At 72.4% G+C, this 23,303-nt stretch carries 19 protein-coding genes and 1 pseudogene; 9 read left to right on the top strand and 11 right to left on the bottom strand.

Translation table 11 applies throughout. The features are described 5' to 3' along the window. Nucleotides 1-4: 4 nt before the first annotated feature. Genes ACIQ7M_RS00655 through ACIQ7M_RS00635 form a run of 5 tightly spaced genes read left to right on the top strand, consistent with a single transcriptional unit; the run spans nucleotide 5 to nucleotide 5,432 of the window. Nucleotides 5-1,303: a hypothetical protein gene (locus tag ACIQ7M_RS00655; RefSeq protein ID WP_403638377.1), complete on the top strand. Its 1,299-nt coding sequence runs from the start codon at nucleotides 5-7 to the stop codon at nucleotides 1,301-1,303. After that, the gene (locus tag ACIQ7M_RS00650; RefSeq protein ID WP_389840723.1) at nucleotides 1,300-2,247 is read left to right on the top strand and encodes a glycosyltransferase family 2 protein; all 948 of its coding nucleotides are present in this window, start codon (nucleotides 1,300-1,302) and stop codon (nucleotides 2,245-2,247) included. Before ACIQ7M_RS00655 ends, ACIQ7M_RS00650 begins: the two co-directional genes overlap by 4 nt. Continuing rightward, entirely contained in the window at nucleotides 2,244-3,542 is a 1,299-nt protein-coding gene (locus tag ACIQ7M_RS00645) for a polysaccharide pyruvyl transferase family protein (protein WP_403638375.1), read from the top strand. The genes ACIQ7M_RS00650 and ACIQ7M_RS00645 overlap by 4 nt, the downstream gene beginning before the upstream one ends. Continuing rightward, entirely contained in the window at nucleotides 3,539-4,090 is a 552-nt protein-coding gene (gene rfbC / locus ACIQ7M_RS00640; RefSeq protein ID WP_386981536.1) for a dTDP-4-dehydrorhamnose 3,5-epimerase, read from the top strand. Before ACIQ7M_RS00645 ends, rfbC begins: the two co-directional genes overlap by 4 nt. A 7-nt stretch (nucleotides 4,091-4,097) precedes the next feature. After that, nucleotides 4,098-5,432: a glutamate-1-semialdehyde 2,1-aminomutase gene (locus ACIQ7M_RS00635; RefSeq protein WP_403638373.1), complete on the top strand. Its 1,335-nt coding sequence runs from the start codon at nucleotides 4,098-4,100 to the stop codon at nucleotides 5,430-5,432. A 280-nt stretch (nucleotides 5,433-5,712) separates the two neighbouring features. Here the strand turns inward: ACIQ7M_RS00635 and ACIQ7M_RS00630 are convergent. Continuing rightward, nucleotides 5,713-6,375: pseudogene (locus ACIQ7M_RS00630) on the bottom strand (phosphatase PAP2 family protein); the annotation flags it as partial. Between the two features lie 117 nt (nucleotides 6,376-6,492). Beyond that, nucleotides 6,493-8,805, bottom strand: a complete 2,313-nt coding sequence (locus ACIQ7M_RS00625) for an FdhF/YdeP family oxidoreductase (RefSeq protein WP_403638371.1) — start codon at nucleotides 8,803-8,805, stop codon at nucleotides 6,493-6,495. A gap of 271 nt (nucleotides 8,806-9,076) precedes the next feature. On the opposite strand from ACIQ7M_RS00625, the gene ACIQ7M_RS00620 reads away from it, so the two are divergent. Then, the gene (locus ACIQ7M_RS00620) at nucleotides 9,077-9,541 is read left to right on the top strand and encodes a GreA/GreB family elongation factor (RefSeq protein WP_355761706.1); all 465 of its coding nucleotides are present in this window, start codon (nucleotides 9,077-9,079) and stop codon (nucleotides 9,539-9,541) included. Between the two features lie 72 nt (nucleotides 9,542-9,613). Here the strand turns inward: ACIQ7M_RS00620 and ACIQ7M_RS00615 are convergent, their stop codons facing one another. The 6 genes from ACIQ7M_RS00615 to ACIQ7M_RS00590 all read right to left on the bottom strand — a co-directional run bounded on the left by ACIQ7M_RS00615 (nucleotide 9,614) and on the right by ACIQ7M_RS00590 (nucleotide 16,127). After that, complete coding sequence (locus ACIQ7M_RS00615; RefSeq protein WP_355761708.1) at nucleotides 9,614-9,892, bottom strand: hypothetical protein; 279 nt, start codon at nucleotides 9,890-9,892, stop codon at nucleotides 9,614-9,616. A gap of 94 nt (nucleotides 9,893-9,986) precedes the next feature. Further along, the gene (locus ACIQ7M_RS00610) at nucleotides 9,987-12,557 is read right to left on the bottom strand and encodes an ATP-dependent Clp protease ATP-binding subunit (protein ID WP_403638369.1); all 2,571 of its coding nucleotides are present in this window, start codon (nucleotides 12,555-12,557) and stop codon (nucleotides 9,987-9,989) included. Between the two features lie 235 nt (nucleotides 12,558-12,792). Beyond that, a complete protein-coding gene (locus ACIQ7M_RS00605) occupies nucleotides 12,793-13,695 on the bottom strand; it encodes a family 1 encapsulin nanocompartment shell protein (protein WP_403638368.1) in 903 nt (300 codons plus the stop codon). Further along, on the bottom strand, nucleotides 13,692-14,762 hold the full coding sequence (locus ACIQ7M_RS00600; protein WP_403638367.1) for a Dyp-type peroxidase: 1,071 nt from the start codon (nucleotides 14,760-14,762) through the stop codon (nucleotides 13,692-13,694). The genes ACIQ7M_RS00605 and ACIQ7M_RS00600 overlap by 4 nt, the downstream gene beginning before the upstream one ends. Before the next feature lie 119 nt (nucleotides 14,763-14,881). Then, nucleotides 14,882-15,526: a DUF1345 domain-containing protein gene (locus ACIQ7M_RS00595; RefSeq protein WP_386981524.1), complete on the bottom strand. Its 645-nt coding sequence runs from the start codon at nucleotides 15,524-15,526 to the stop codon at nucleotides 14,882-14,884. A 115-nt stretch (nucleotides 15,527-15,641) separates the two neighbouring features. Beyond that, nucleotides 15,642-16,127 (bottom strand): PaaI family thioesterase, encoded by a 486-nt coding sequence (locus ACIQ7M_RS00590; protein WP_389840738.1) that lies wholly within the window; start codon nucleotides 16,125-16,127, stop codon nucleotides 15,642-15,644. 121 nt (nucleotides 16,128-16,248) lie between these two features. On the opposite strand from ACIQ7M_RS00590, the gene ACIQ7M_RS00585 reads away from it, so the two are divergent. The 3 genes from ACIQ7M_RS00585 to ACIQ7M_RS00575 all read left to right on the top strand — a co-directional run bounded on the left by ACIQ7M_RS00585 (nucleotide 16,249) and on the right by ACIQ7M_RS00575 (nucleotide 19,180). Continuing rightward, nucleotides 16,249-16,743: a winged helix-turn-helix transcriptional regulator gene (locus tag ACIQ7M_RS00585; protein ID WP_403638365.1), complete on the top strand. Its 495-nt coding sequence runs from the start codon at nucleotides 16,249-16,251 to the stop codon at nucleotides 16,741-16,743. Between the two features lie 370 nt (nucleotides 16,744-17,113). Beyond that, complete coding sequence (locus ACIQ7M_RS00580; protein ID WP_403638363.1) at nucleotides 17,114-18,481, top strand: diacylglycerol/lipid kinase family protein; 1,368 nt, start codon at nucleotides 17,114-17,116, stop codon at nucleotides 18,479-18,481. A 258-nt stretch (nucleotides 18,482-18,739) separates the two neighbouring features. Beyond that, on the top strand, nucleotides 18,740-19,180 hold the full coding sequence (locus ACIQ7M_RS00575; RefSeq protein ID WP_403638361.1) for an SRPBCC family protein: 441 nt from the start codon (nucleotides 18,740-18,742) through the stop codon (nucleotides 19,178-19,180). A gap of 46 nt (nucleotides 19,181-19,226) precedes the next feature. On the opposite strand, the gene ACIQ7M_RS00570 is transcribed toward ACIQ7M_RS00575, so the two are convergent. The 3 genes from ACIQ7M_RS00570 to ACIQ7M_RS00560 form a co-directional block, all read right to left on the bottom strand. Next, entirely contained in the window at nucleotides 19,227-20,402 is a 1,176-nt protein-coding gene (locus tag ACIQ7M_RS00570) for a glycoside hydrolase family 6 protein (protein ID WP_403638359.1), read from the bottom strand. Between the two features lie 165 nt (nucleotides 20,403-20,567). Further along, complete coding sequence (locus ACIQ7M_RS00565; RefSeq protein WP_403638357.1) at nucleotides 20,568-21,722, bottom strand: XdhC family protein; 1,155 nt, start codon at nucleotides 21,720-21,722, stop codon at nucleotides 20,568-20,570. A 43-nt stretch (nucleotides 21,723-21,765) separates the two neighbouring features. Beyond that, nucleotides 21,766-23,223 (bottom strand): NCS2 family permease, encoded by a 1,458-nt coding sequence (locus ACIQ7M_RS00560; RefSeq protein WP_355761740.1) that lies wholly within the window; start codon nucleotides 23,221-23,223, stop codon nucleotides 21,766-21,768. Between the last annotated feature and the right edge of the window lie 80 nt (nucleotides 23,224-23,303).

Genomic DNA, 23,303 nt, shown 5'->3' with positions numbered 1-23,303 from the left:
GCCGATGACCACCGAGGGGGAGAATCCGCCGAAGGCGGCGCCACCGGCCGGGTCCGCCAAGCGGGCCCTCGTCGGCCGGCTGTCCTGGGGGCTGGCCGACCAGGCGGCGTCCAGCGTGAGCAACTTCGCGGTGGGCATCTACGTGGCCCGCTCGCTGGGGGTGACCGCGTTCGGCGTGTTCAGCCTCGCCTGGGTGACCTACGGCGTGGTGCTCAACGTCTCCCGCGGGCTGGCCACCGATCCGCTCACCGTGCGGTTCAGCGGCCCGCCCGGCGCGGCCTGGCGCGGGGCGGTGGGCCGCTCGACGGGCACCGCGCTCGGCGTCGGCGGCGTCCTCGGCGTGGTGTGCCTGGTGGCCGGGCTCGGCCTCGGCGGCCGGGTCGGGCCCGCGTTCGCCGCCCTCGGTGTCCTGCTGCCGGGGCTGCTGCTCCAGGACGCCTGGCGGTACTCGTTCTTCGCCGCGGGCACCGGGCGCAAGGCGTTCCTCAACGACGTCGTGTGGGGTGTCGCGCTCGTCCCCGCCATGGTGGTGGCCGCCCACGTCGGCACCGTGGCCGCCTTCGTGTTCGCCTGGGGCGCGTCCGCCACGGTGGCCGCGGGGTACGGGTACATCCAGTCCGGCATCCGGCCCCGCATGACCGAGGCGCGCGGGTGGCTGCGCGAACAGCGCGACCTCGGCTACCGGTACCTGGTCGAGAACGTCAGCCTCAGCGGCGCGAGCCAGTTGCGGGCGTACGGGGTCGGCGTGATCGTCGGGGTGGGCGCGGTGGGGGCCGTGCGGGGCGCCGAACTCCTCATGGGCCCGTTCCTCACCATACTGATGGGGCTTTCGCTGGTCACCGTCCCGGAGGCGGCACGGGTACTGCGCAGGGCCCCGCATCGGCTGGCCAGGTTCTGCCTGCTCCTCGGCGGGGGGCAGGCCGCGGGCTCGCTGATCTGGGGCGCGGCCCTGCTGCTGATCCCCGGCGGAGTCGGCGAGATGGTGCTCGGCGACGTCTGGCACTCCGCCTCCCAGCTCATCGTGCCGATCAGCCTCGGCGTCGCCGGCGCGGGCCTCGGCACCGGCGCGGCGGCCGGGCTGCGCGCGCTCGGCGCGGCCCGGCGCAGCCTGCGCTGCCAGTTGTTCGCCTCCGTCTGCTACGTCGGCGGCGGGCTCGGCGGCGCCGCCGCCGGCGGCGCGGTCGGCTCGGCCTGGGGCGTCGCCGCCGCGACCGTCGGCGGCTCGGCCGTGTGGTGGCTGCAACTGCGGTCCGCCGTGCGCGAGCACGCTCAAGAACCGATCCGCGAAGTGAGGACGTCATGACCGCGCAACCCAGGCTGAGCATCGGCCTGCCCGTGTACAACGGCGAGGAGTACCTGGCCGAGTCGTTCGACGCCCTGCTCGGCCAGACCTACGAGGACTTCGAGCTGGTCGTCTCCGACAACGCCTCGGCCGACGGCACCGAGGACATCTGCCGCCGGTACGCCGCGAAGGACTCGCGCATCCGGTACATCCGGCTGCCCCGGAACATCGGCGCGACGCCGAACCACAACCATGTGCTCGCCGAGTCCCGCGGCGAGCTGTTCAAGTGGGCCTCGCACGACGACCTGTACGGCCGGGACCTGCTGCGCCTGTGCGTGGAGGCACTGGACGAGCGGCCCGAGATGATCCTCGCGCACACCGGCCAGGCGGTCATCGACGGCGACGGCAAGGTGAAGGTCCCCTACGAGTACACACTCGCCACCGACTCGCCGAGCGCGCCGGAGCGCTTCCGCAGTCTGCTGTTCGAGCCCGGCGGCGACGACTTCTACGGGGTCATGCGGACCGACATGCTGCGCCGGGTGAAGCCGATGGACAGCTATCACCACGCGGACCGCACGTACGTCGCCGAGATCACCCTGCACGGGGCCTTCCACCAGGTGCCCGAGCTGCTGTACTTCCGGCGCGACCACCCCACCCGCGCCGAGCGGGCGAACCCCTCCAAGCGCTCCCGGTGCGTCAACCTGGATCCGCGCCGGGCCGGGGTGCTGCACCCGACGCCCCGGCTGCTCGCCGAGTACGTCTGGGGCTTCGCCTCGGCGATCCGGCGAGCGCCGCTGTCCCCGGCCGACCGGCGCGCCTGCCGACGCCACCTGGCCGCGTGGATGACCAGCCGGGTCCGGCCGGGCGCCGGCGAGCGGGTCGAGGACCGCGCCCCGGTCGACCCGGACCGGCTCACCGTGTCCGTCGACGCCCTGGTCGCCGGCCGTGAGGGGAGGCAGGCGTGACGGCGGCGGACGGAACTCCTGTGCGCGTCGGGGTGTTCGGCCTGCTCGGCTCCGGCAACCTCGGCAACGACGGGTCGTTGGAGGCCGTGCTCGGGTACCTGGGGCGCCGGCACCCGGAGGCGGTCGTGGACGCGCTGTGCGGCGGGCCCGAGGCCGTCACCGCCCGGTTCGGCATCCCCGCGACGCGGCTGCACTGGTACCGCGGGGAGTACCGGACGGCGTCACGGGCCGGCGCGGTCGTCGGCAAGGGTCTGGGCAAACTCGTCGACGTCTTCCGCACCGCCGCCTGGGTACGCCGGCACGACGTCGTGATCGTCCCGGGGATGGGTGTCCTGGAGGCCACGCTGCCGCTGCGGCCGTGGGGCTTCCCTTACTCGCTCTTCCTGCTCTGCGCGAGCGGCCGGCTGCTGGGCACCCGGGTCGCGCTCGCCGGCGTCGGGGCCGCCGAGATCCGCAACCGGCCGACGCGGACCCTGGTGCGCTGGTCGGGGCGGCTGGCCGCGTACCGGTCCTACCGGGACGACCAGTCCCGTGACGCGATGCGGGCGATGGGCGTGGACACCGCGCGCGACAAGGTCTACCCGGACCTCGCGTTCTCCCTGCCCGCGCCGCCGTCCCCCGAGCTCTCGGCTTCTCCCCCAGCCTTCGGCCGGGAGGGGCCCCCAGAGCAGGGAGGTACCCCCATCGAGCCCTCAGGTGCGCCGGGCCCGGTCTGCGTCGGTGTCATGGACTTCCACGGCGGCAACGACGACCGCGCCCGGGCCGAGGAGATCCACCGGCGCTACCTCGACGGGACGATCCGGTTCGTGCGCACGCTGGCCGAGGAGGGCAGACCGGTCCGGCTGCTCACCGGTGACACCTGCGACACGTCGGTGGTCGCCGCGATCCTCGACGCGGTGGACTCACCGCTGGTCACGGCCGCCGAACCGGCCTCGCTGGCCGACCTGATGAACGAGATGGCCGCCGCCGACACGGTGGTGGCGGTCCGGTACCACAACCTGATCTGCGCGCTGAAGACCGGCACACCGGCGCTCGCGCTCAGCTACGCGGCGAAGAGCGACGCGCTCATGGAGCGGATGGGTCTCGGCGCGTACTGCCACCCGGCGCGCGAGGTCGACGCCGACCGACTGCTCGAACAGTTCCGGGCGCTGGAGAAGCGGTCGGCGGAGCTGCGGCTGATCCTCGCCGAGCGCAACCTGGCCGCCGCCCGGCAACTGGACGAACAATTCGACGAGTTGAGCGCGACCCTGTTCCCGGCGACCGACCACGCCCACGCCCAGCGGGAGACCCGATGAGAGCGACCCAAGTACCGGCGATCGCCGGCGCGTACCTGTTCGAGCCGACTCCGTTCGCCGACGAACGCGGCTTCTTCTGCCGCACGTTCGACGCGGACGTGGTCCGATCCGTGGGTCTGGACCCGGACGTCTTCCTCCAGGACAGCGTGTCCCGATCGGTCCGGGGCGTGCTGCGCGGCCTGCACCTGCGCTCCGGCGCGGGCGAGGCCAAGCTGGTGCGGTGCTCGTACGGGAAGATCTTCGACGTCGTCGTGGATCTGCGCCCGGACTCGCCGACCTACCGCAACGTGGCCACCTTCGAGCTGTCCGGCGAGACGCAGAAGACCCTGTACATCCCCGCGGGGTGCGCGCACGGTTTCCAGGCCCTGACCGAGACCGCCGACACGTCCTACCGGATCGACCGCCCGCACGATCCCACCGAGGACGTGACCATCGCCTTCGACGACCCGGAGCTCGCCATCGCCTGGCCGCTGCCGGTCACATCGATGTCCCAGAGGGACCGGGAGGCGCCAAGCCTCGCCAAGGTCCTGCAGCACCAAGAAAGTTGAGGCCGGAGTGCCAACCGAAGACACCCAAGAACTCCTCCTGCCCCGCTCGCGGACCGCGAACGAACGGCTGCACGCCATGATTCCCGGGGGCGCGCACACCTACGCCAAGGGCGACGACCAGTATCCCGCCGACCTGGCCCCGGTCATCAGTCACGGCAGCGGTGCCCACGTGTGGGACGTCGACGGGAACCGCTACATCGAGTACGGCTCCGGCCTGCGCTCGGTCAGCCTCGGTCACGCGCACCCGCGCGTGACCGAGGCGGCCCGGCGGGAACTCGACCGCGGCAGCAACTTCGTCCGGCCGTCCATCCTGGAGGTCGAGGCCGCGGAACGCTTCCTCGCCACGGTGCCGACCGCCGAGATGGTGAAGTTCGCGAAGAACGGCTCGGACGCGACCACCGCGGCGGTACGGCTGGCCCGTGCCGCCACCGGGCGTCCGCGCGTGGCGATCTGCGCCGACCATCCGTTCTTCTCCGTGGACGACTGGTTCATCGGCACCACACCGATGTCCGCCGGTATTCCGGCGGAGACCAACGAGCTCACCGTGCGGTTCCCCTACGGCGACCTGGCCGCCACGGAGGAGCTGCTCACCCGGTACGAGGGCGAGGTCGCCTGCCTGATCCTCGAACCCGCCGCCCAGACCGAGCCACCGCCCGGGTATCTCGCCGGGCTGCGCGCGCTGGCCGACCGGCACGGCTGTGTCCTGGTCTTCGACGAGATGATCACGGGCTTCCGCTGGTCCGAGGCGGGCGCCCAGGGCCTGTACGGCGTCGTCCCGGACCTCTCCACGTTCGGGAAGGCGCTGGGCAACGGATTCGCCGTCTCGGCGCTGGCCGGGCGCCGTGAACTGATGGAGCTGGGCGGGCTGCGTCACTCCGGCGAGCGGGTGTTCCTGCTGTCCACCACGCACGGCGCCGAGACGCACTCTCTGGCGGCCGCGATGGCCGTCCAGACCGTCTACACCGAGGAGGGCGTCACCGCGCGGCTGCACTCCCTCGGCGAGCGGCTGGCCGCCGGTGTCCGCGAGGCCGCCGCCGCCATGGGCGTCGGCGACCATCTCGTCGTCCGGGGCCGGGCCAGCAACCTGGTCTTCGCCACCCTCGACGAGAAGGGGCAGCCCTCGCAGGAGTACCGCACCCTGTTCCTGCGCCGACTCCTCGCGGGCGGGGTGCTGGCCCCCTCGTTCGTGGTGAGCAGCGCGCTCGACGACGCCGACATCGATCACACGGTCGACGTGGTCGCCCAGGCATGTGCGGTGTACCGCAAGGCACTTGACGCCGCCGATCCCACCCCCTGGCTCGCCGGACGGCCGGTGAAGCCCGTGTTCCGCCGTCTGGTGTGACATGGGGTGAGGTGACATGGCGTCAGCGCACCTCCCGGTGAACGGCGTCGGCCGTGCGACCGGGCGTCCGGCCCGCGATCCGGCCGGTCCGCGCGCCGGTTGACCGGCCGGGTCTCCGGTCCGTGGTGCGGTCGGCCGTCCGGTGCGCCGTGCGGCCGGCGTTCCGGTCCGCCGTGCGGCCGGCTCTCCGGTCCTCCACGCGGTCGGCCGGCCGGTTCGCGGGACGGCCGCCCGGCGGCCGTCGCGTGGTCCCGTCGGTCCGGCGCTCCACCGTCCGGCCGGCCGCCCGGCCGGTCATCCGGTCCGCCGTCCGGTCGACGAGCCACGCGGCCGCCGGGACCACCGCCAGCGCGGTGCACCAGCCGCCGAGGGCGTCGGTCGGGTAGTGGGCGCCGAGGGCGACCTGCGCCCAGCCCATGGCGGTGCCGGCGGTCAGCGCCGCGCCGAGCACGAGTGCGGTGCCGGCGGTTCTGCCGAGGCCGAACCGGCCGGTCGCGGCCAGCGCCACCGCGAGGGCGAGCGCGGTGGCGAAGGCGGTGTGGCCGCTCGGGTAGGACAGGTTCCCGTCGCCGTGAATGGTGCGCCCCACCAGGGACTTGAGCAGCGTCGCCGTGACCACGGCCGCGGTGGCGCCGGAGGCGACGAGCGCCGCGGCGCGGGGACGCCGGAGGAGCAGACAGCCCGCCATGAGGGTCACGACGAGTGCCGTCGCGCCCGCGGGTTCCCCCAGGAAGTCCAGTGCCAGGGCGACGTTCCGCCACGGTGGGCCGACGTCGTACGCCGCTGTCCCGAGCCGCGCGTCCACCGGGCCGGGCTCGCTGTCACCGGCGTAGAAGGCTCCGAGCGCGAGGACCGCCGACGCGGCGAGGACCGCGGTCAGCCCGAGCCGCAATCGGAGTGCCGGGGGCACCACGGCAGCTTCCGCCCGACGCCAACTCCCCACCGACGAACCCCCGTTGTGTCCGACTGGGCCCGTACGCGAGCCTTTGTCACCCTAACCAACAACGCGGGCCCGGCCCAGCGCCGCCGGGTAAGGAGCGGGTCAACACTTCTTGAAGCCTCAACCGGACGGTGTGATGGTGACTTTGACGTGTTTCATCAAGGGCTGGTCGCTCTGGAGGCTGTAGTCGCCGATCGCGCAGAGGACGTTCATCTCCGGCATGTAGCCCGCCGCGCAGCCGCGGGGGATGTCGTAGGGGATGGCCAGACAGCCGTCGAGACGGCGGTGGCTGCCGTCCTTGGCGGTGCTGACGATCTCGACCGGGGTGAACTCGGAGATGCCGCGTTCGCGCATGTCGTCCTCGTTCATGAAGACCAGCGTGCGCAGGTTCTTGACGCCCCGGTAGCGGTCGTTGTCCGAGTAGATCGTGGTGTTCCACTGGTCGTGGGACCGCATGGTGCCGAGCGCCAGGGTGCCGGGTTCGGGGATCACGTCGGGCAGCGGGGCCGCGGAGAACTCGGCCAGGCCCGACGGGGTGAGGAAGACCAGTTCGCGGGCGGGCTGTTTGATCCGGAACCCGAGCGGCAGGCGTACCCGCCGGTTGCAGTCCTCGAATCCGTCGAGGACCCGGGCCATCGTGTCGCGGACGCGGTCGTAGTCCTCGATGTACCACTCCCAGGGGGTCTCGCTGTCCGGGAGGGCGGCGCGCGCGATGCCCGCGATGACGGCCGGTTCGGACAGCAGGTCCTCGGAGGCGGGGCGCTTCATGCCGACGGACAGGTGGACCATGCTCATCGAGTCCTCGACCGAGGTGCTCTGGAGCCCGCCGCGCTGCTGGTCCTTCTCGGTCCGGCCCAGGCACGGGAGGATCAGCGCCCGGCGGCCGTGCACGAGGTGGCTGCGGTTGAGCTTGGTGCTCACCTGGACGGTGAGCTCACAGTTGCGCAGGGCCGCGTAGGTGTACGGGGTGTCGGGCGCGGCGAGGGCGAAGTTGCCGCCCATGCCGACGAACACCTTCACGTCGCCGCGGTGCATGGCGCGGATGGTGGCCACGGTGTCCATGCCGTGCTCGCGGGGCGGGTCGATCCCGCAGACCTCGCCGAGCCGGTCGAGGAATTCCTCGCTCGGCCGGTGGTCGATGCCGCACGTCCGGTTGCCCTGGACGTTGCTGTGCCCGCGCACGGGTGAGGGGCCGGCGCCCTCGCGGCCGAGATTGCCGCGCAGCAGAAGGAGGTTGACGATCTCCCGTACGGTGTCGACGCCATGCTCGTGTTGGCTGACACCGAGGCACCAGCTCATGATGGTGCGGTCGGCGTCGCGGTACACGCGTGCCGCCTGGAGGATGCCGTCCCGGTCGATCCCGGACTGGCGCTCGATCGCGTCCCAGGAGGTGGCCTCGCAGACCGCGCGGTACTTGTCGAAGTACGCCGTGTGACGGTCGATGAACTCCTGGTCCAGGGCCTTGGGATCCGTCGCGGACTGCTCCAGGATCGCCTTGGCCATCCCTCGCAGGAGCGCCATGTCCCCGCCGATGCGCGGTTGGAGGTTCAGGGTGCTGGTCCGGGTGGACTTGAGGACGGCCATGTCCGTGAAGTCGTGCGGGACGATCGTCCGGGTGGCGGCGGCCTCGACCAGGGGGTTGATGTGCACGATCTGGGCGCCGCGGTGGTAGGCCTCGGCCAGGGCGGTGAGCATCCTGGGCGCGTTGGAGGCGGCGTTGACGCCCATGATGAACAGGGCGTCGGTGGTCTCCCAGTCCTTGAGGTCGGCGGTCCCCTTGCCGGTGCCGAGCGATGCCGTCAGCGCCCGGCCGCTGGCCTCGTGGCACATGTTCGAGCAGTCGGGCAGGTTGTTCGTGCCCAGTTCGCGGGCCAGGAGCTGGTAGAGGAACGTGGCCTCGTTGCCCAGGCGTCCCGAGGTGTAGAAGGAGGCCTGGCCGGGATCGTCGAGTTCGCGCAGCGTGCGCCCGGCGAGTTCGAACGCGTCGCGCCAGGCGATCGGCACGTAGTGGTCCGACTCCGGGTCGTAGAGCATCGGTTCGGTCAGCCGACCCTGGTCCTCCAGGTCGTAGTCGCTCCAGCCGGACAGCTCGGTGACCGAGTGCGCGGCGAAGAACTCGCGGCCGACCCGCTTGCCGGTCATCTCCCACGTGACGTGCTTGATGCCGTTCTCGCAGATGTCCAGGTGCAGGCCCTTGGTGTCGTCGGGCCACGCGCATCCGGGACAGTCGAATCCCGTGTTCTCGTGGTTCATGCGCATGATGGCGCGGGGGCCGTCCACGAGGGCCCTCTCCCGCACGAGGAACTGGCCCACGCTCTTGGCCGCACCCCAGCCGGCGGCGGGGTGGTGGTATGGATGGAATTCCGGTTCGCCCCGCGGGTCGGGCCCCACGTGGGGTTCCCGGCCGTCCTGTCCGTTCTGGGATGCGTTCAAGAGTCTCACCGAGCTAGCACTGGGGTCGCCTTCCGTGGTTCGCGGCGTGCTTGCGGCGGCCCTTCTTCTTCCGGCGTCGCTTCGAGGACATGGGACCTCCCTGGCTCACTCGTGACGCACGCGCGGGACAGCGCGCAGCGTCCTGAACTCCGGTGCTCCACGATTCCATACATCGAATACCACCGCGATCCGACTCATGAGTGCACAAGACGGCGCGGATATGCTGATAGCACTCCGATCCGACTCAGATTGCGCACACCGAGGAGCAGGCATGGCCAGCGAACCGGCACCGATCAGCGAGGCCGCCCGGCAGGCACTGGAACGGGAACTCGACGACCTGCGCACCGAACGCGCGACGGTCGCGGCGACCCTCCAGGACTCGGACGCGGAGGTCGGCGACCACGCGGACGCGGCCGACGAGTTGCAGCGCGCGGACGACCTGCGCCGTCTGGACGACCGCATCTCGCAGATCACCACACGGCTCGCCGGGGCGGACGTGGCGGGCCCCCCGCCCACGGACACGGTCGGCGTGGGCAGTACGGTCACCGTCCGGTTCGCGGACGGTACGACGGACACCGTTCAGATCGGCGACGGGGCGGCGGTGCTGGACCGGACGCTCGTCACGGCCGACAGCCCGCTGGGGCGTGCGCTCCTCGGTCACCGGCCGGGCGACACCGTGGACTTCCAGGCACCCGACGGACCCGGCAGCGCGGTCGTGGTCTCCCTGGGCACATGACCGCGTGACGGCGGGCCGACCGGAGGATCCGTGATCCGGAGTCCTCCGGTGCGTCCGTGCCCCGCGGCGGGTTCAGTCCCCGTAGCTGGAGGGCGGATAGGGGGCCCTGCCCCGCCGGGTGACATCGCCCGTCGGGATCCGGCCGGAGCCCACCTCCAGATCGATCTCCACGCGCTCGCGCCGGTAGGCGGCCTCGGGATCGTCCATGGGCCCGCCGAGCAGTCCGGCTTCCCGCCGCTCGCGGACCGTACGTGCGTAGAGCTCGTCGTCGTCGGACCGCAGGGGCATTCCCCTGTTGTGGGCGTGCTCCGGATCGCCTTCGACAGCCCGGTTGGACTTGTGGTGCGTCATGCGCAGCCTCCTCAAACGACTGCCCGGCGTCTCGCGAGCCCGGGCAGGTCCTCGGTGTCAGGAGTCCTCCGTCCCGTCGTTCGTCGTACGTCGGTCACTTCCCCGCGTCGCCGGCGGGCTCCGCGTTCCCCCGCTCCGCCTCCGCGCCGTCGCCCGAAGGCCCGTCGTCCGAGGCACCGCCGGTCGCGGCGCCCTTGCGCACGGTGCAGCGCACGGAGCCGTCCCGGTCCTCGGCGACGATCGTGTCGCCGGGTTCGGCCTCGCCGCCGAGCAGCAGCTCCGCGATGCCGTTGTCGAGCTCCGTCTGGATCGTGCGCCGGAGCGGGCGCGCGCCGAACTCCGGCTGATGGCCGTGGGCGATCAGCAGTTTCTTGGCCGCCTCGGTCACCTCCAGTTTCATGCCCTGCGCGTGCACCCGGCGTTCGCTCCGGCCGAGGAGATGCTCGACGATCTGCGCCAGATCGTCCTCCTTCAGGCCGTGGAAGATGATGATGTCGTCGATGCGGTTCAGGAACTCGGGCAGGAACCGGGTCCGCAGCTCGTCCATCAACGCGTCCTTGAGATCGGACACGTCGCCCTTGTGGTCCAGGATCCGGTGCGCGCCGATGTTGGACGTCATGATCACGACGCAGTGCCGGAAGTCGACGGTGCGCCCCTGACCGTCCGTCAGCCGCCCGTCGTCGAGGATCTGGAGCAGTGTGTTGAAGACGTCGGGGTGCGCCTTCTCCACCTCGTCGAACAGGACGACGCTGTACGGCTGTCTGCGGACCTTCTCGGTCAACTGCCCCGCCTCGTCGTACCCGACGTATCCGGGCGGCGCCCCGACGAGACGGGCGACCGTGTGCTTCTCCTGGAACTCGCTCATGTCGAAGCGGACCATGCGGCTCTCGTCGCCGAACAACTGCTCGGCGAGGGTCTTGGCCAGCTCCGTCTTGCCCACGCCGGTGGGGCCGAGGAAGAGGAAGGAACCCACGGGGCGGTTCGGATCGCCCATGCCGGCCCGGTTGCGGCGTACCGCCTGCGAGACGGCGGTGACCGCCTCGTCCTGGCCGACGATCCGGGCGTGCATCTCCTCCTCCAGCTTCAGGAGCTTCTCCTTCTCGCTGGCGGTGAGTTGGGACACCGGGATGCCGGTGCGCCGGGAGACGATGTCCGCGATGTCACGGGCGGTCACGGACACGACACCGGCGCGCCGCTCCTCGATGCCCGCGAGTTCGCCCTCCGCCTCGGCGATCCGCCCCTTGAGCCGGCCCGCGCGCTCGAAGTCCTCGGCGGCCACGGCCTGATCGCGCTCGCGGCGCAGTTTCGCGATGCGGTCCTCGCGTTCGGAGACCTCGGTCGAGCGGACGGCGCCGCGCAGCCGCACCCGGGCGCCCGCCTGGTCCATCACGTCGATCGCCTTGTCGGGCAGGAACCGGTCGCTGATGTAGCGGTCGGACAGTTCCGCCGCGGCGGCCAGGGCTCCGTCGGCGAAGCGGACCTGGTGGTGCGCCTCGTACGCGTCGCGCAGCCCCTCCAGGATCTGCACGGTCTCCTCGACGGACGGCTCCGGCACCATCACCGGCTGGAAGCGGCGTTCGAGCGCGGCGTCCTTCTCGACGTACTTGCGGTACTCGTCGATGGTCGTCGCGCCGACCACGTGCAGTTCTCCGCGGGCCAGCGCGGGTTTGAGCATGTTGCCCGCGTCCATGGAGCCCTCGCCCGTCGCGCCCGCGCCGACGACCGTGTGCAGTTCGTCGATGAAGAGAACGATCTCCCCGTCAGACGCCTGGACGTCCTCGATGACCTTCTTCAGCCGTTCCTCGAACTGTCCGCGGTACTGGGCTCCCGCCACCATGCCGGACAGGTCGAGGGAGACGACGCGCTTGCCCATGAGCGTGTCCGGGACGTCGCCGGAGACGATGCGCTGCGCGAGCCCTTCGACGATCGCGGTCTTGCCGACGCCCGGCTCACCGATGAGCACGGGGTTGTTCTTGGAGCGCCGGGAGAGGATCTCGATGGTCTGCTCGATCTGCTCGGCGCGTCCGACGACCGGGTCGAGCCGGCCGGCCTTCGCCTCCTCGGTCAGGTCCCGTCCGAACTCGTCGAGGGTCGTGGCGGGCTTGTCGGGCTCGGCCGGGCGGCTTTCGGGACGCGCCGTGCGTTCCGTGAGACCCGCCAGCTTCTGCGCGTCCTGTCCGTCGGCGCGCAGCAACTGGGCGGCGCCGGTGTCGGCGTCGCCGAGCAGGGCGGCGAGGATGTGTTCGGGGCCGATGTAGGACACCCCGGCCGCCTGCGAGCGCGCGTACGCGGCGGCGAGGGTGCGCTTGGCCGCGGGAGTCAGGCCCGGCTCCGAGGACGGTTCGCTGCTCTCCCGGGGGAGGACCTCGGCGAGCTGGGCCGCGAGGGCGTCGGGGTCCAGCTCCGCGCGGGCCAGCAGCGAGCGGGCGGGTTCGACCTTCGTGGCGGCCCACAGCAGGTGCTCCGTGTCGAGGTCGGAGGTCCCGTCCTGCTGGGCGCGCTGCGCGGCGAGGTTCAGGAGTTCCTGCGAGGACTCCGTCAGCAGCCGTCCGATGGGCACGCGCTGCACGGCCGGTGGAGAGGACGCGGGCGACATCCCGAAGAAGCGGTTCAGCAGGTCACCGAAGGGGTCGGACGAGCCGAAACCGTAGGACGACATCGACATGGACAGCTCCCGGTGCGGCGACGAGTCCTTCCACCATTTCGCGGCGCCTATTGCTCCGCAACCGGAGCGGCCAGCGGCGCCGCGAGGGTCCTGGCCTGCGTGTTCGCCCCGGCGAGGGCGGAACTCGCCGAGAGGTAGGGGGCGTTGGTGAGCGCCGGAAAACCGGATACGGCCCGGCCCGCGGACCCCCGCGAGGGCCCGCCCCGCCCGGGTGACACGCGCGCACCCGCCGGGATCAGACCGCTCCCCCGCCGGTGTCCCCGTTCCCGCCCGTGTGCCCGTTCGTGTCCCTGCCCCGGTCGGTCGACGGGTCGAGTGCCACCACGGCCTCGTCCGTGTGGACGAGGAAGGTCAGGGTCTGGCGGAAGTACAGGTCGACGCCAGTGGCGTCATGGGCGGTGTAGCCGATGGCGAGATCCTCGCCGAGGCGCAGTTCGTAGTCGCCGCCCCGGGTGGTGAGCAGGAAGGCCCCCTCCACGGCGGGTGCCCAGATCAGCCGGCCGTCGAGCAGCCTGCCCAGGTGGGCGGCGACGGGATAGCCGTGGTCGGAGGTCTCGCTGACCGCCGTGTACGCCTCCGCGCCCAGCAGCAGCGCGTACGGGCCCTGCACGCCGGCCAGCCGGAGGGTGCTCAGGGCGTGGCTGACGGCGTCGGGGAAGTCGCGCGGCTCCGCGGGAAGCCGGAGCACGGGGTTGGACGTACGGGCCCGCAGACCGTCGACACGGGCCGCCACGTATCCGTTGAAGACGGTCTGGTCCTCGGCGAACGCCATGGTGCGGGCCGCGTCCTTGACCGGCTGCCAGTCGGAGTCGTTGGCGCCCCGGTCCACGTCGTCGACGGCGTCGCGGCTCACCCGGAACGGCACGGTGAGCTCGACCAGGGGCTGAACCTGGCGCAGCCGGGCCGCGACACCGGGTGACGGGCCGTCGATGCGCGACAGATGGCCGGTCCCGACGGCGGCGAGCACGGGTCCGTCGGGGCCCGTGACGTCCACGACGCGCCGGCCGGCGAGGTTGCGCCGGAACGTGCGGCGCGCCTCGTCCTCGATCTCGTTCCACGCGGCGGGCGTGACGGGTGCGAGTTCACGGTGCAGGTTGCCGGTTCCGGCGGCGATGGCGGCGTCGGGTGCGGTCGTCATGTGCGGACTCCTTTGAGGCTGCCGATCCCCAGCGAGCCGTCCGCCGGCGCGGCCTCGGCGTCCGTGGCGGTGGGGCCCGCGGCGGGCTCGCCGGTCACGGCGGTCGGGTCCGTCGCGCCCTCGTCCGCCTCGCGCTCGCCGGGAGCGGCGGGGAGGTCGTCGAGAAAGCCGGCGGGCGGCACGTGGAAGAGGCAGCCGGTGATCGCGGTCGAGAAGTCGAGGATGCGGTCGTACGCGGCCCGGCCGTCTCCGAGGAACATGTTGCGCAGCATCTGCTCGGTCACCTCGGGGGTGCGCGCGTAGCCGATGAAGTAGGTGCCGAACTCGCCCTCGCCCAGGGTGCCGAACGGCATGTTCTCCCGCACGATCTTGCGTTCGTCGCCGTTCTCGTCGGTGACGGTGTTGCGGGCGACATGGGAGTCGGCCGGTTTGATCTCGTCGGGGAGTTCGGTGTTGGCGAGCTTCGTGCGCCCGATCACCCGCCCCTGCTCGTCCGACGGCAGCGCGTTCCAGGTCCGCAGGTCGTGCAGGTACTTCTGGACGATCACGTAACTGCCGCCCGCGAAGGCGGGATCCTCGTCGCCGACGATCACGGCGTCGACGGCGGCCGGGCCCTCGGGGTTCTCGCTGCCGTCGACGAAGCCGAGCAGGTCGCGCTCGTCGAAGTACTTGAATCCATGGACCTCGTCGACCACCGTGGCCGCGCCCTCCAGCCGTTCCACGACGATCCGGGCCAGTTCGAAACAGAGGTCCTGACGGCGGGCCCGGAAGTGGAAGAGGAGGTCTCCCGGCGTGGCCGGGGCGCGGTGGCGCCGGCCCGTCAACTCCACGAACGGGTGCAGCTCCCGGGGGCGGGGACCGCTGAACAGCCGGTCCCAGACGGCCGATCCGATGCCGACGACACAGGCCAGTTCGTCGGCCGGGGCGCGGAAGGAGACGGAGCGGCGCAGTCCGGAGACGTCCTCCAGCAGACCGCGGACCGTGTCCTCGTGCCCCGGCGTGACGGTGACCACGAGGAACACCGTGGCCCTGGCCGGCCGGGAGATCACAGCCTGTGGCTCGGCCAAGAGTCGGCCTCCTCGGGGGACGCGGGGCTGTCCGTGGCGCACGGACCGGACGGTTCTTCCTCCCATCCTGCTGTGTACCGGGGCAAACCGCACCAGAACGGCTCGCTCCCCCGCCGGGGTCAGCCGCTCACGAGTCCGACGACGACATTGATGGCCGTGGCGAGGATGCTGGTGCCGAACACGTACGACAGGAGGCAGTGCCTCAGCACGATCGCGCGGATCTGCGCGCTGGAGACGCTGGTGTCGGACACCTGGTACGTCATCCCGAGGTTGTAGCTGAAGTAGAAGAAGTCGCGGTACGCCGGTGGGTCGTCGGTGTTGAAGTCGATGCCGCCGTTCCCGTCGTAGTACAGGTAGGCGTAGCGGGTGGCGTACATCAGGTGGAGGGCGGCCCAGGCCAGGAACACTCCGCACAGGGCGGTCACGGCCACGGCGTCACCGCGGTCCGACCCGCCGCCGCGCAGAAGCAGCAGCGCGATGGCGCCCAGCCCGCACAGCGCGACCGCGACCACGACGAGTTCGTCGGTCAGCGGGCGCAGGTCCTCCCGGCACGCGCTCGCGCGGGTCGCCTCGGCGCTCATCGGCCACAGCACCACCCAGCCCGCCAGAACGAAGAACAGTTCCGTCGCGGCGATGCCGGCCAGCGAGCCCAGGAAGACGTCGTTCGAGAAGCCGACGGCCAGCCCGACCGCGGCGCCGAGGATCAGCGAGATGACCAGGCGGGGCACGGCGTCCAGGGGCAGTCTCGGCGGGCTGGTCCTCATACGCCGTCACGCTAGGCCATGTCCGCGATGTCCCGCCTGCGCGGCGGCGCCCGGGTCACCCCGGTCCCGGGACCGCCGGCCGGCCCGGTGGAGACGGCGGGCGGCGGGCGGCGGATCAGACGGGGAACAGCAGGCAACTGCTGGTGGTGTGGGCGAGCAACCGGCCGGACGCGTCGAAGAGCTCCGCCTGGGCGAGCGCGGTGCGGCGGCCGCTGTTCAGGACGGTGCCGACGGCGTGGACCCTGCCGGTGTCCACGGTGACCGGGCGCAGGAACTTCACGTTCAGGTCGAGCGAGGTGTAGCCGGTGCCGTGGGGCAGCACGGACTGCACGGCGCAGCCCGCCGCGGAGTCCAGCAGGGTGGCGTAGATGCCTCCGTGGACGCTTCCGATCGGGTTGTAGTGCTCCTCCCCCGGGACCAGGGAGAAGACCACCCGGCCGTGCTCGACCTCTTCGAGGGTCATGCCGAGGGTCGCGGAGATCGGCGGTGCGGGGAGCCGTCCGGCCTGCATCTCGCGGAGGAAGTCGAGGCCGCTGTGGCGGGCGACGGCGTCCGCGGAGACGGCCGGGTCCTCCCAGTCGTACGTACGAGACCTGCCCATGGTTCTCCCACACTCCCCGCTCGGACGATCTGACTCTGTTTTTCGCAGTCAGCCGGTACGACAGAAGTTAGCCAGCGCCACACCTGGCTGTCAATCTCACAGTCAGCCTACGATGGGGCTCATGACGTGGCTCGACACCAGTACCGAGAACTGCACGGTCCGGCGGACGCTCGACCTGATCGGCGAGAAGTGGTCGATGCTGGTCCTGCGGGACGCGATGAACGGCGTACGGCGCTTCGACGACTTCCGGCGCCATGTCGGGCTCTCCGAGAGCGTGCTGGCGGACCGGCTGCGGAAGCTGGTCGCGGCCGGGATCCTGGACACCGTGCCGTACAGCGAGCCCGGCAGCCGCGCCCGCAACGAGTACCGGCTCACCCGCAAGGGCTGGGACCTGTGGCCCGCCATGATCGCCCTCAAGCAGTGGGGCGACCGCTACACGGCGGATCCCGAGGGGCCGCCGCTGGAGGTCGTGCACGCGGACTGCGGCGAGCAGGTGCGCGCGGAGGTCGTGTGCGGGGCCGGACACGGCACGCTCATCCCGCCGGAGGCCCGGACCCGCCCGGGCCCCTCGGCGCGACGCGCGGAGCCCGCCGCCCGGCCCGCCTCCGGGCGGTGAGACACCCGGTCACGCTCCCGGCGGTGTCACCCGGTCTTGCTCCCCGGCGGTGAGACACCCGGGCCCGCTCCTCGGCGGTGAGGCGCCCGGGCCCGCTCCCGGCGCGGTGAGGGCGCCGTGGGTCGGTGAAGGCGCCCGGGGCGCCTTCGGACGGCACACCGGAGGGGGTGCTCGGCGCGAAACGGGGCCGGGACACCGTCCCCCTCGTGGTGCGGGAGCCCCGCTCGTGGCAGCGTGACCCCATGAGGGCTGTCCCGGCACGTCGGACATGGACGTCCGCCGCGCGGGCATCCGGTCTCGCGTGACCGGCGATGCGGTGCCCTCTCGGACGGCGGCCGCGGTGCCGGACGGACCGACCGGTGGAGGAACGATGAGCACGGAGACGGGGCCACCGGCCCGCGAACGATGGGCGGCGAGAGCCTCGCTCGTGGCGGCGGCGCTCGCCGTGGCACTGCCGCTCGCCTTCGGGGGCGTACGCGGCCTCCTGCTCCTGCTCGCCGCCCTCGCGGCCATGGCCGTCGCGGCCGCGGCGCTGTGGTGGGCGCTGACCCGGCGCGGCCCGGTGCGCTGGATCGCGGGCCTGCTCGCCGTCGTGCTCCCGCTCGCCGTCGTCGTGGTCCTCGCGATCACGCTGCTGTGGACCCTGCTGCTGTCCCCCGTGCTGTGGATCGTCGCCGTGTGGTGCGGCCGCTACGCGCTGCGCAGCGCCCGCGGCCGGGTCCGGGCCATGAAGGAGCACCGCACTCCGCCGCCGCGGCGGCCGTTCGTCATCATGAATCCCCGGTCCGGGGGCGGCAAGGTGGAGCGGTTCGGTCTCGTGGAGAAGGCCGAACGGCTCGGCGCCCGTGTCGTGCTCCTCGACCCGGAGCGGCACCAGGACGTCACCGAGCTGGCCCGGCAGGCGGTCGCGGACGGGGCGGACCTGCTGGGCGTGGCGGGCGGCGACGGGACGCAGGCGCTCGTCGCGGCGGTCGCCGCCGAACACGGCCTGCCGTTCCTCGTCGTCTCGGCCGGCACCCGCAACCACTTCGCCATGGACCTCGGTCTCGACCGCGACGACCCCGCCACCTGCCTGGACGCGCTGAGGGACGGGGTCGAACTGCGGGTGGACCTCGGCTTCGCCGGAGAGCACCCGTTCGTCAACAACGCCTCCTTCGGGGCGTACGCGGCGGTCGTCCAGGATCCCGCCTACCGGGACGACAAGATCGGCACGATCCTGGAGCTCCTGCCGGATCTGCTCACCCGCCAGCGCGGACCCGAGCTGACCGCCCTCGCCGCCGGTACGACGCTGGAGGCGCCGCAGGCCGTGCTGGTGAGCAACAACCCCTACCGCACGAACGACCCGGCGGGTCTGGGCCGGCGCGAGCGGCTGGACTCGGGGCTGCTCGGGGTCCTCGGCGTCAAGGTGGACAGCGCGGTCGAGGCCGCCGCCCTGCTGCTCTCCCCCGTCCCGCACGGCCTGTCGGTCCTCACCGCGCGCGAGGTGGTCGTGACCGCCGACGGCGGCGAGCTGGAGGCAGGCATCGACGGCGAGGCCATGGTCCTGCCCACCCCGGTCCTCTGCCGCGTCGCACCGGGAGCGCTGCGCGTACGCGTCCCGAGGAAGCGCCCGGGCGTCCCGGCGGTCCAGCCCACCCTGGACTGGCGCCGCCTGATGGCCATGGCCCTGCTGGTGAGCCGCACGGCCGGCGTCCACCGCCCGGGCCACGGACCGGGACGGCAGGACGACAGCCGCTGACCGACCGGAGGCGTTGGCGGGGACCATGGCGGGGGCACCGGAGCCGTCGACCTTGCCCGGGACGGGCGGACCGGAGCCGTTGACCTGGCCGAATCCGACCCGGCCGAAGCCGTTGACGGTGCCGGATCGCCGGGCCCCTGCGACGCGGGGGCGCCGGGCCACCGGGGCGTTCGGCTCCGGGAGCCTCGTCGGCGAACACCCCGGACGCCGGGGAGTGCACGTCCGGTCCACGGCCCTTCCGGCGCCTAGGATCGTCCCGTGGTCCTCTTCGTCCTGGAACGCGTGTCCCGGCACCCGGTCGCCGAGAGCTGGCGGCGGCTGACCGACTGGCCCCGGCACGCGGACGTCGTCCCGCTGACCCGGGTCACCGTGCGCACGCCTGCGCCGACACGGCAGGGGACGGTCTTCGTCGCGCGGTCGGGACTGGGGCCGCTCGCGTTCGACGACCCGATGGAGGTCGTCGCGTGGAGCCCGCCGAACGGCGAGGGTCCGGGAACGTGCCGCCTGGTCAAGCGCGGCACGTTCGTCACGGGCTGGGCCGAGTTCGAGGTGCACCCGGCGGACGGCGGCGGGTCACGGGTGGTCTGGCGCGAGGACCTGCGCGTACGCGGACTCCCCGGCTTCGCCGACCGGCCGCTGGGCGGGTCGGCGCGGTGGATGTTCGGGCGGGCGGTGGACGGGTTGCTGGACCGGGGCTGAGCCCCGGCCGCACGCCCGAGCGGCGACGACCGGGGCCCCGCGTCCTTCACTTTCCGGGCAGCAGTGGCGGTTCGGCCAACCGGGCCAGTTCCAGTGCCTGTTGGGGGAACCAGTCACCCGCCTTCGGGTCGACCGTGCCGCGTTCGGGGTCCTCGGGGCCCGTGGTTCCGCGCAGGCAGAGGCCGTCCGACTCGCCGGGCGTCTTGATCCACAGGCGGGCGTCCTGGAGCGGGTCGCCGGTGCGCAGCGTCGGGCGGGCGCCGAGGCCGCGGTCCGGCGGGTTGCACCAGTCCTGCGCGTCGGTGTACTTGCCGGCCGGCGGGGTCCAGGTGCCCTGCCCGTTCCGGCTGGAGTCCGTGACGAAGTGCTTCATCCGGGAGGGCGGGGTCGTCACCCGCGCGTCGATCCAGGCCTGCGCGTCGGCGCGCGACCACCACTGGTTGGGGCACTGGGCGGCGTCACCACCGCCGTCGGCGTAGGCCAGGCAGGACGAGATGAGCTTGCCGTACCAGGAGTTGGCGTCGTCGGTGTGGTAGTTCGAGGCGTTGGTGTAGAAGCCGGATGCCCGGGCCACCCCGCCCTCGATCAGGCGCGGCACGATGTCGTTGACGGAGTGCCAGCCCGGATGCCCGGTGTCGAGATACACCTTCGTGCCGCGCAGCGGCTCCAGGGCGTCGACCGCGTAGTTGACCTCGGTGTAGCGCGCGGCCGTCTTCGTGCCCTGCGCGTCGTCCTGGCCGCAGTCGGAGGGCAGCAGGGCGAGGGCGTCCGGTTCGAGGGTGACGATCGCGTCGCCGCGCCCGATCCCACGGGCCACCGCGTCGATCCAGGCCTGGTACTCCGCGGTGTTCGCGGCGCCGCCGGCCGAGTAGTTGGAGCAGTCCCGGCCGGGGATGTCGTACAGCGCCAGCGCCGGGATCGCGCCGTCACGGCCCGCGTCGCGGACCACCGCGCGGACCTCCTTCTCCACCTCGGCAGGTGTCTGGTCGCCGAACCACACGGACTGCGGCGTGTTCACCATCGCCAGGATGCCCGCGGCGTCACGCAGCCGGCCGGCCCGGGCGAGGCCGAGGGCCTGCCGGTAGGCCGCCGGGTTGGCGTCGGGGACGTACAGCGACGGTCCGCGGCCGGCGGACGGCGCGGCCTGCGCCGGGGGTGCGGCGAAGAGGGCGGCCAGACCGACGGACAGGGCGGCGAGCCAGATGGGCGTGCGTCGTCTCATACAGGTTCACTCCGGGGTCGCAACGGTCACGAGGGACTTGCGGGAGCGCTCCCACAGGAGGTTCGCCGAGAGGCGGGCCTGCGTCAATACGGGGCACGGAAGAACACGGATACCGGCCACGGAAGTACCCGCCCGAAAACGGCGCGACGGCCCGGAGGCGGGCCCTCAGGCCACCGACCCGATGCGCCGCACCGGGGCCGAGGGCGCGTCGTGATGGATGGGGGTGTGCGCCCCGGCGAGGGAGACCCCGCTTCCTCCGCGCCGGTCGGCCACGATCTCCGCGGCGATCGACAGGGCGGTCTCCTCGGGGGTCCGCGCCCCGAGGTCGAGGCCGATCGGTGACCGGAGGCGGGCCAGCTCCAGCTCGGTGACGCCGACCTCGCGCAGCCGTTCGTTGCGGTCCAGGTGGGTGCGGCGCGAGCCCATGGCGCCGACGTACGCCACCGGGAGGCGCAGCGCGAGCCGGAGCAGCGGGACGTCGAACTTGGCGTCGTGGGTGAGGACGCACAGGACGGTGCGGGAGTCGACCTCCGTGCGCTCCAGATAGCGGTGGGGCCACTCCACGACGATCTCGTCCGCCTCGGGGAAGCGGGCCGCCGTCGCGAAGACGGGGCGGGCGTCGCACACCGTCACCCGGTGGCCGAGGAACTTGCCCACCCGGACCAGCGCCGAGGCGAAGTCGATGGCACCGAAGACGATCATGCGCGGGGGCGGGACCGAGGACTCCACGAGGACCGTGAGCGGTGCTCCGCAACGAGAGCCCTGCTCTCCGATCTCCACGGTGGCGGTGCGGCCGGCGTCCAGCAGGGCCGCCGCCTCGCCCGCCACCGTACGGTCGAGTCCGGGATGGGCGCCGAAGCCGCCCTCGTGGGAGCCGTCGGGACGTACGACGAGGGCGCGGCCCAGAAGGTCGGCGGGCCCGCCCACGACGCGGGCGAGCGCCGCCGTCCCCCCGCCCGCCGCGGCGGCCAGGGCCGTCGCGAGCACCGCCCGTCGGGCGGTGTCCCGCGAGCGGACCGGGGTGACCAGGATGTCGATGACGCCGCCGCAGGTCAGGCCGACCGCGAAGGCGTCGTCGTCGCTGTAGCCGAAGCGTTCGAGTACGGTCTCGCCGTCCTCCAGCGCCTGTGCGCACAGGTCGTAGACGGCCCCTTCCACACAGCCGCCCGAGACCGAGCCGATCGCCGTGCCGTCGGTGTCGACGGCGAGCGCGGCTCCGGGCCGGCGGGGCGCGCTGCCGCCGACCGCCACCACGGTGGCGACGGCGAAGTCGCGGCCCTGCTCGACCCACCGGTGCAGTTCTTCGGCGATGTCCAGCATGTCTCGGTCTCCTTGGCAGCGGTTGCGTGGAAGGGGCTCGGCGTCAGCGGACGCCCAGCCAGCCCTCGATCGGGTGGAGCGCGAAGTAGACGAAGAAGACCGCCGTCAGACCCCACATGAAGGCCCCGATCTCCCGGGCCCTGCCCTGGGCGGTCTTGACGGCGACGTAACTGATCACACCGGCCGCCACGCCCGCGGTGATCGAATAGGTGAACGGCATGATCACGACCGTCAGGAAGACGGGGACCGCGGTGGCGCGGTCGGCCCAGTCGACGTGGCGCGCGTTCGTCATCATCATGGCGCCGATGACCACCAGGGCCGCCGCAGCGATCTCGCCCGGGACGATCGCCGTGAGCGGGGTGAAGAACAGGCAGGCCGCGAAGAGGAGGCCGGTGACGACGGAGGAGAGGCCGGTACGGGCGCCCTCGCCGACTCCGGTGGCGGACTCGACGAAGACCGTCTGGCCGGAGGCTCCGGCCACTCCGCCGACCGCTCCGCCGGCGCCGTCGATGAACAGCGCCTTCGACAGACCGGGCATCCGGCCCCGGTCGTCGGCCAGTCCGGCCTCGGTGCCGACGCCGATGATCGTGGCCATCGCGTCGAAGAAACCGGCGAGCACCAGAGTGAAGACGATCATGCCGACCGTCATGGCACCGACCTGGCTCCAGCCGCCGAACTCGACCTTCCCGAAGAGCGAGAAGTCGGGCATCGAGACGGCGCTGCCGTGCAGTTCGGGGGCGCCCCCGGCCCACTGTCCGGGGGCGATGACGCCGGTCACGTCGAGGACGACGGACAGAGCCGTGCCGGAGACGATGCCGATGAGGATCGCGCCGGGGACCCCGCGCGCCTGGAGCCCGAAGATCAGCAGCAGGGTCGCGGCGAAGAGCAGCACCGGCCAGCCTGCGAGTTCGCCGGTGGCGCCGAGGGTGAGGGGGGTGGCCTTGCCCTGGTGCACGAAGCCGGCCTTGACCAGACCGATCAGCGCGATGAACAGGCCGATGCCCATGGTGATGGCGTGCTTGAGCGCCAGCGGGATCGCGTTCATGATCATCTCGCGCAGCCCGGTGACGACCAGGAGCATGATGACCACGCCGTACATCACGCACATGCCCATGGCCTGCGGCCAGGTCATCTGCGGGACGACCTGCGAGGAGAGCACTCCGGACACCGACAGCCCGGCGGCGAGGGCGAGCGGCACCTTGCCGACGAAGCCCATGAGAAGGGTGGTGAAGGCCGCCGCGAACGCGGTCGCGGTGATCAGGGCCTTCTGCCCGAGCACGTCCCCCGCCACGTCCTTGCCGGACAGGATGAGGGGGTTGAGCAGCAGGATGTACGCCATCGCCATGAAGGTGGTGACGCCGCCGCGCACCTCACGCGCGATCGAGCTCTCCCGCCGGGAGATGTGGAAGTACCGGTCGAGCCGAGACCGTCCGGCCGGGACGCGACTGTCCGCGCCCGCGTCCTGCGCGGTGGTCTTCGGCTCAAGTGACTGCTGGGTCATGTGGGCCTGCTCCCAAGGTTCAAAGGGGCACCCGGACAGCCGTCCTGACGGCTGGTCAACCGCTGCTGCGATTGCGGGAT

Origin of the sequence: Streptomyces sp. NPDC096324 (genome assembly GCF_044763015.1) — a bacterium.
In the GTDB taxonomy this organism is placed as follows: Bacteria; Actinomycetota; Actinomycetes; order Streptomycetales; family Streptomycetaceae; genus Streptomyces.
The sequence above is the reverse complement of the archived record's forward strand: the minus strand, read 5'-3'. Positions and strand labels throughout refer to the sequence as shown.

What these genes read in the sequence shown, in the direction of transcription:
- ACIQ7M_RS00655 (WP_403638377.1), top strand. Translation starts at nt 5, where the DNA reads ATGACCACCGAGGGGGAGAATCCGCCGAAGGCGGCGCCACCGGCCGGG.
- ACIQ7M_RS00650 (WP_389840723.1), top strand. Translation starts at nt 1,300, where the DNA reads ATGACCGCGCAACCCAGGCTGAGCATCGGCCTGCCCGTGTACAACGGC.
- rfbC (WP_386981536.1), top strand. Translation starts at nt 3,539, where the DNA reads ATGAGAGCGACCCAAGTACCGGCGATCGCCGGCGCGTACCTGTTCGAG.
- ACIQ7M_RS00620 (WP_355761706.1), top strand. Translation starts at nt 9,077, where the DNA reads ATGGCCAGCGAACCGGCACCGATCAGCGAGGCCGCCCGGCAGGCACTG.
- ACIQ7M_RS00615 (WP_355761708.1), bottom strand. Translation starts at nt 9,892, where the DNA reads ATGACGCACCACAAGTCCAACCGGGCTGTCGAAGGCGATCCGGAGCAC.
- ACIQ7M_RS00610 (WP_403638369.1), bottom strand. Translation starts at nt 12,557, where the DNA reads ATGTCGATGTCGTCCTACGGTTTCGGCTCGTCCGACCCCTTCGGTGAC.
- ACIQ7M_RS00605 (WP_403638368.1), bottom strand. Translation starts at nt 13,695, where the DNA reads ATGACGACCGCACCCGACGCCGCCATCGCCGCCGGAACCGGCAACCTG.
- ACIQ7M_RS00595 (WP_386981524.1), bottom strand. Translation starts at nt 15,526, where the DNA reads ATGAGGACCAGCCCGCCGAGACTGCCCCTGGACGCCGTGCCCCGCCTG.
- ACIQ7M_RS00590 (WP_389840738.1), bottom strand. Translation starts at nt 16,127, where the DNA reads ATGGGCAGGTCTCGTACGTACGACTGGGAGGACCCGGCCGTCTCCGCG.
- ACIQ7M_RS00585 (WP_403638365.1), top strand. Translation starts at nt 16,249, where the DNA reads ATGACGTGGCTCGACACCAGTACCGAGAACTGCACGGTCCGGCGGACG.
- ACIQ7M_RS00580 (WP_403638363.1), top strand. Translation starts at nt 17,114, where the DNA reads ATGAGCACGGAGACGGGGCCACCGGCCCGCGAACGATGGGCGGCGAGA.
- ACIQ7M_RS00570 (WP_403638359.1), bottom strand. Translation starts at nt 20,402, where the DNA reads ATGAGACGACGCACGCCCATCTGGCTCGCCGCCCTGTCCGTCGGTCTG.
- ACIQ7M_RS00565 (WP_403638357.1), bottom strand. Translation starts at nt 21,722, where the DNA reads ATGCTGGACATCGCCGAAGAACTGCACCGGTGGGTCGAGCAGGGCCGC.
- ACIQ7M_RS00560 (WP_355761740.1), bottom strand. Translation starts at nt 23,223, where the DNA reads ATGACCCAGCAGTCACTTGAGCCGAAGACCACCGCGCAGGACGCGGGC.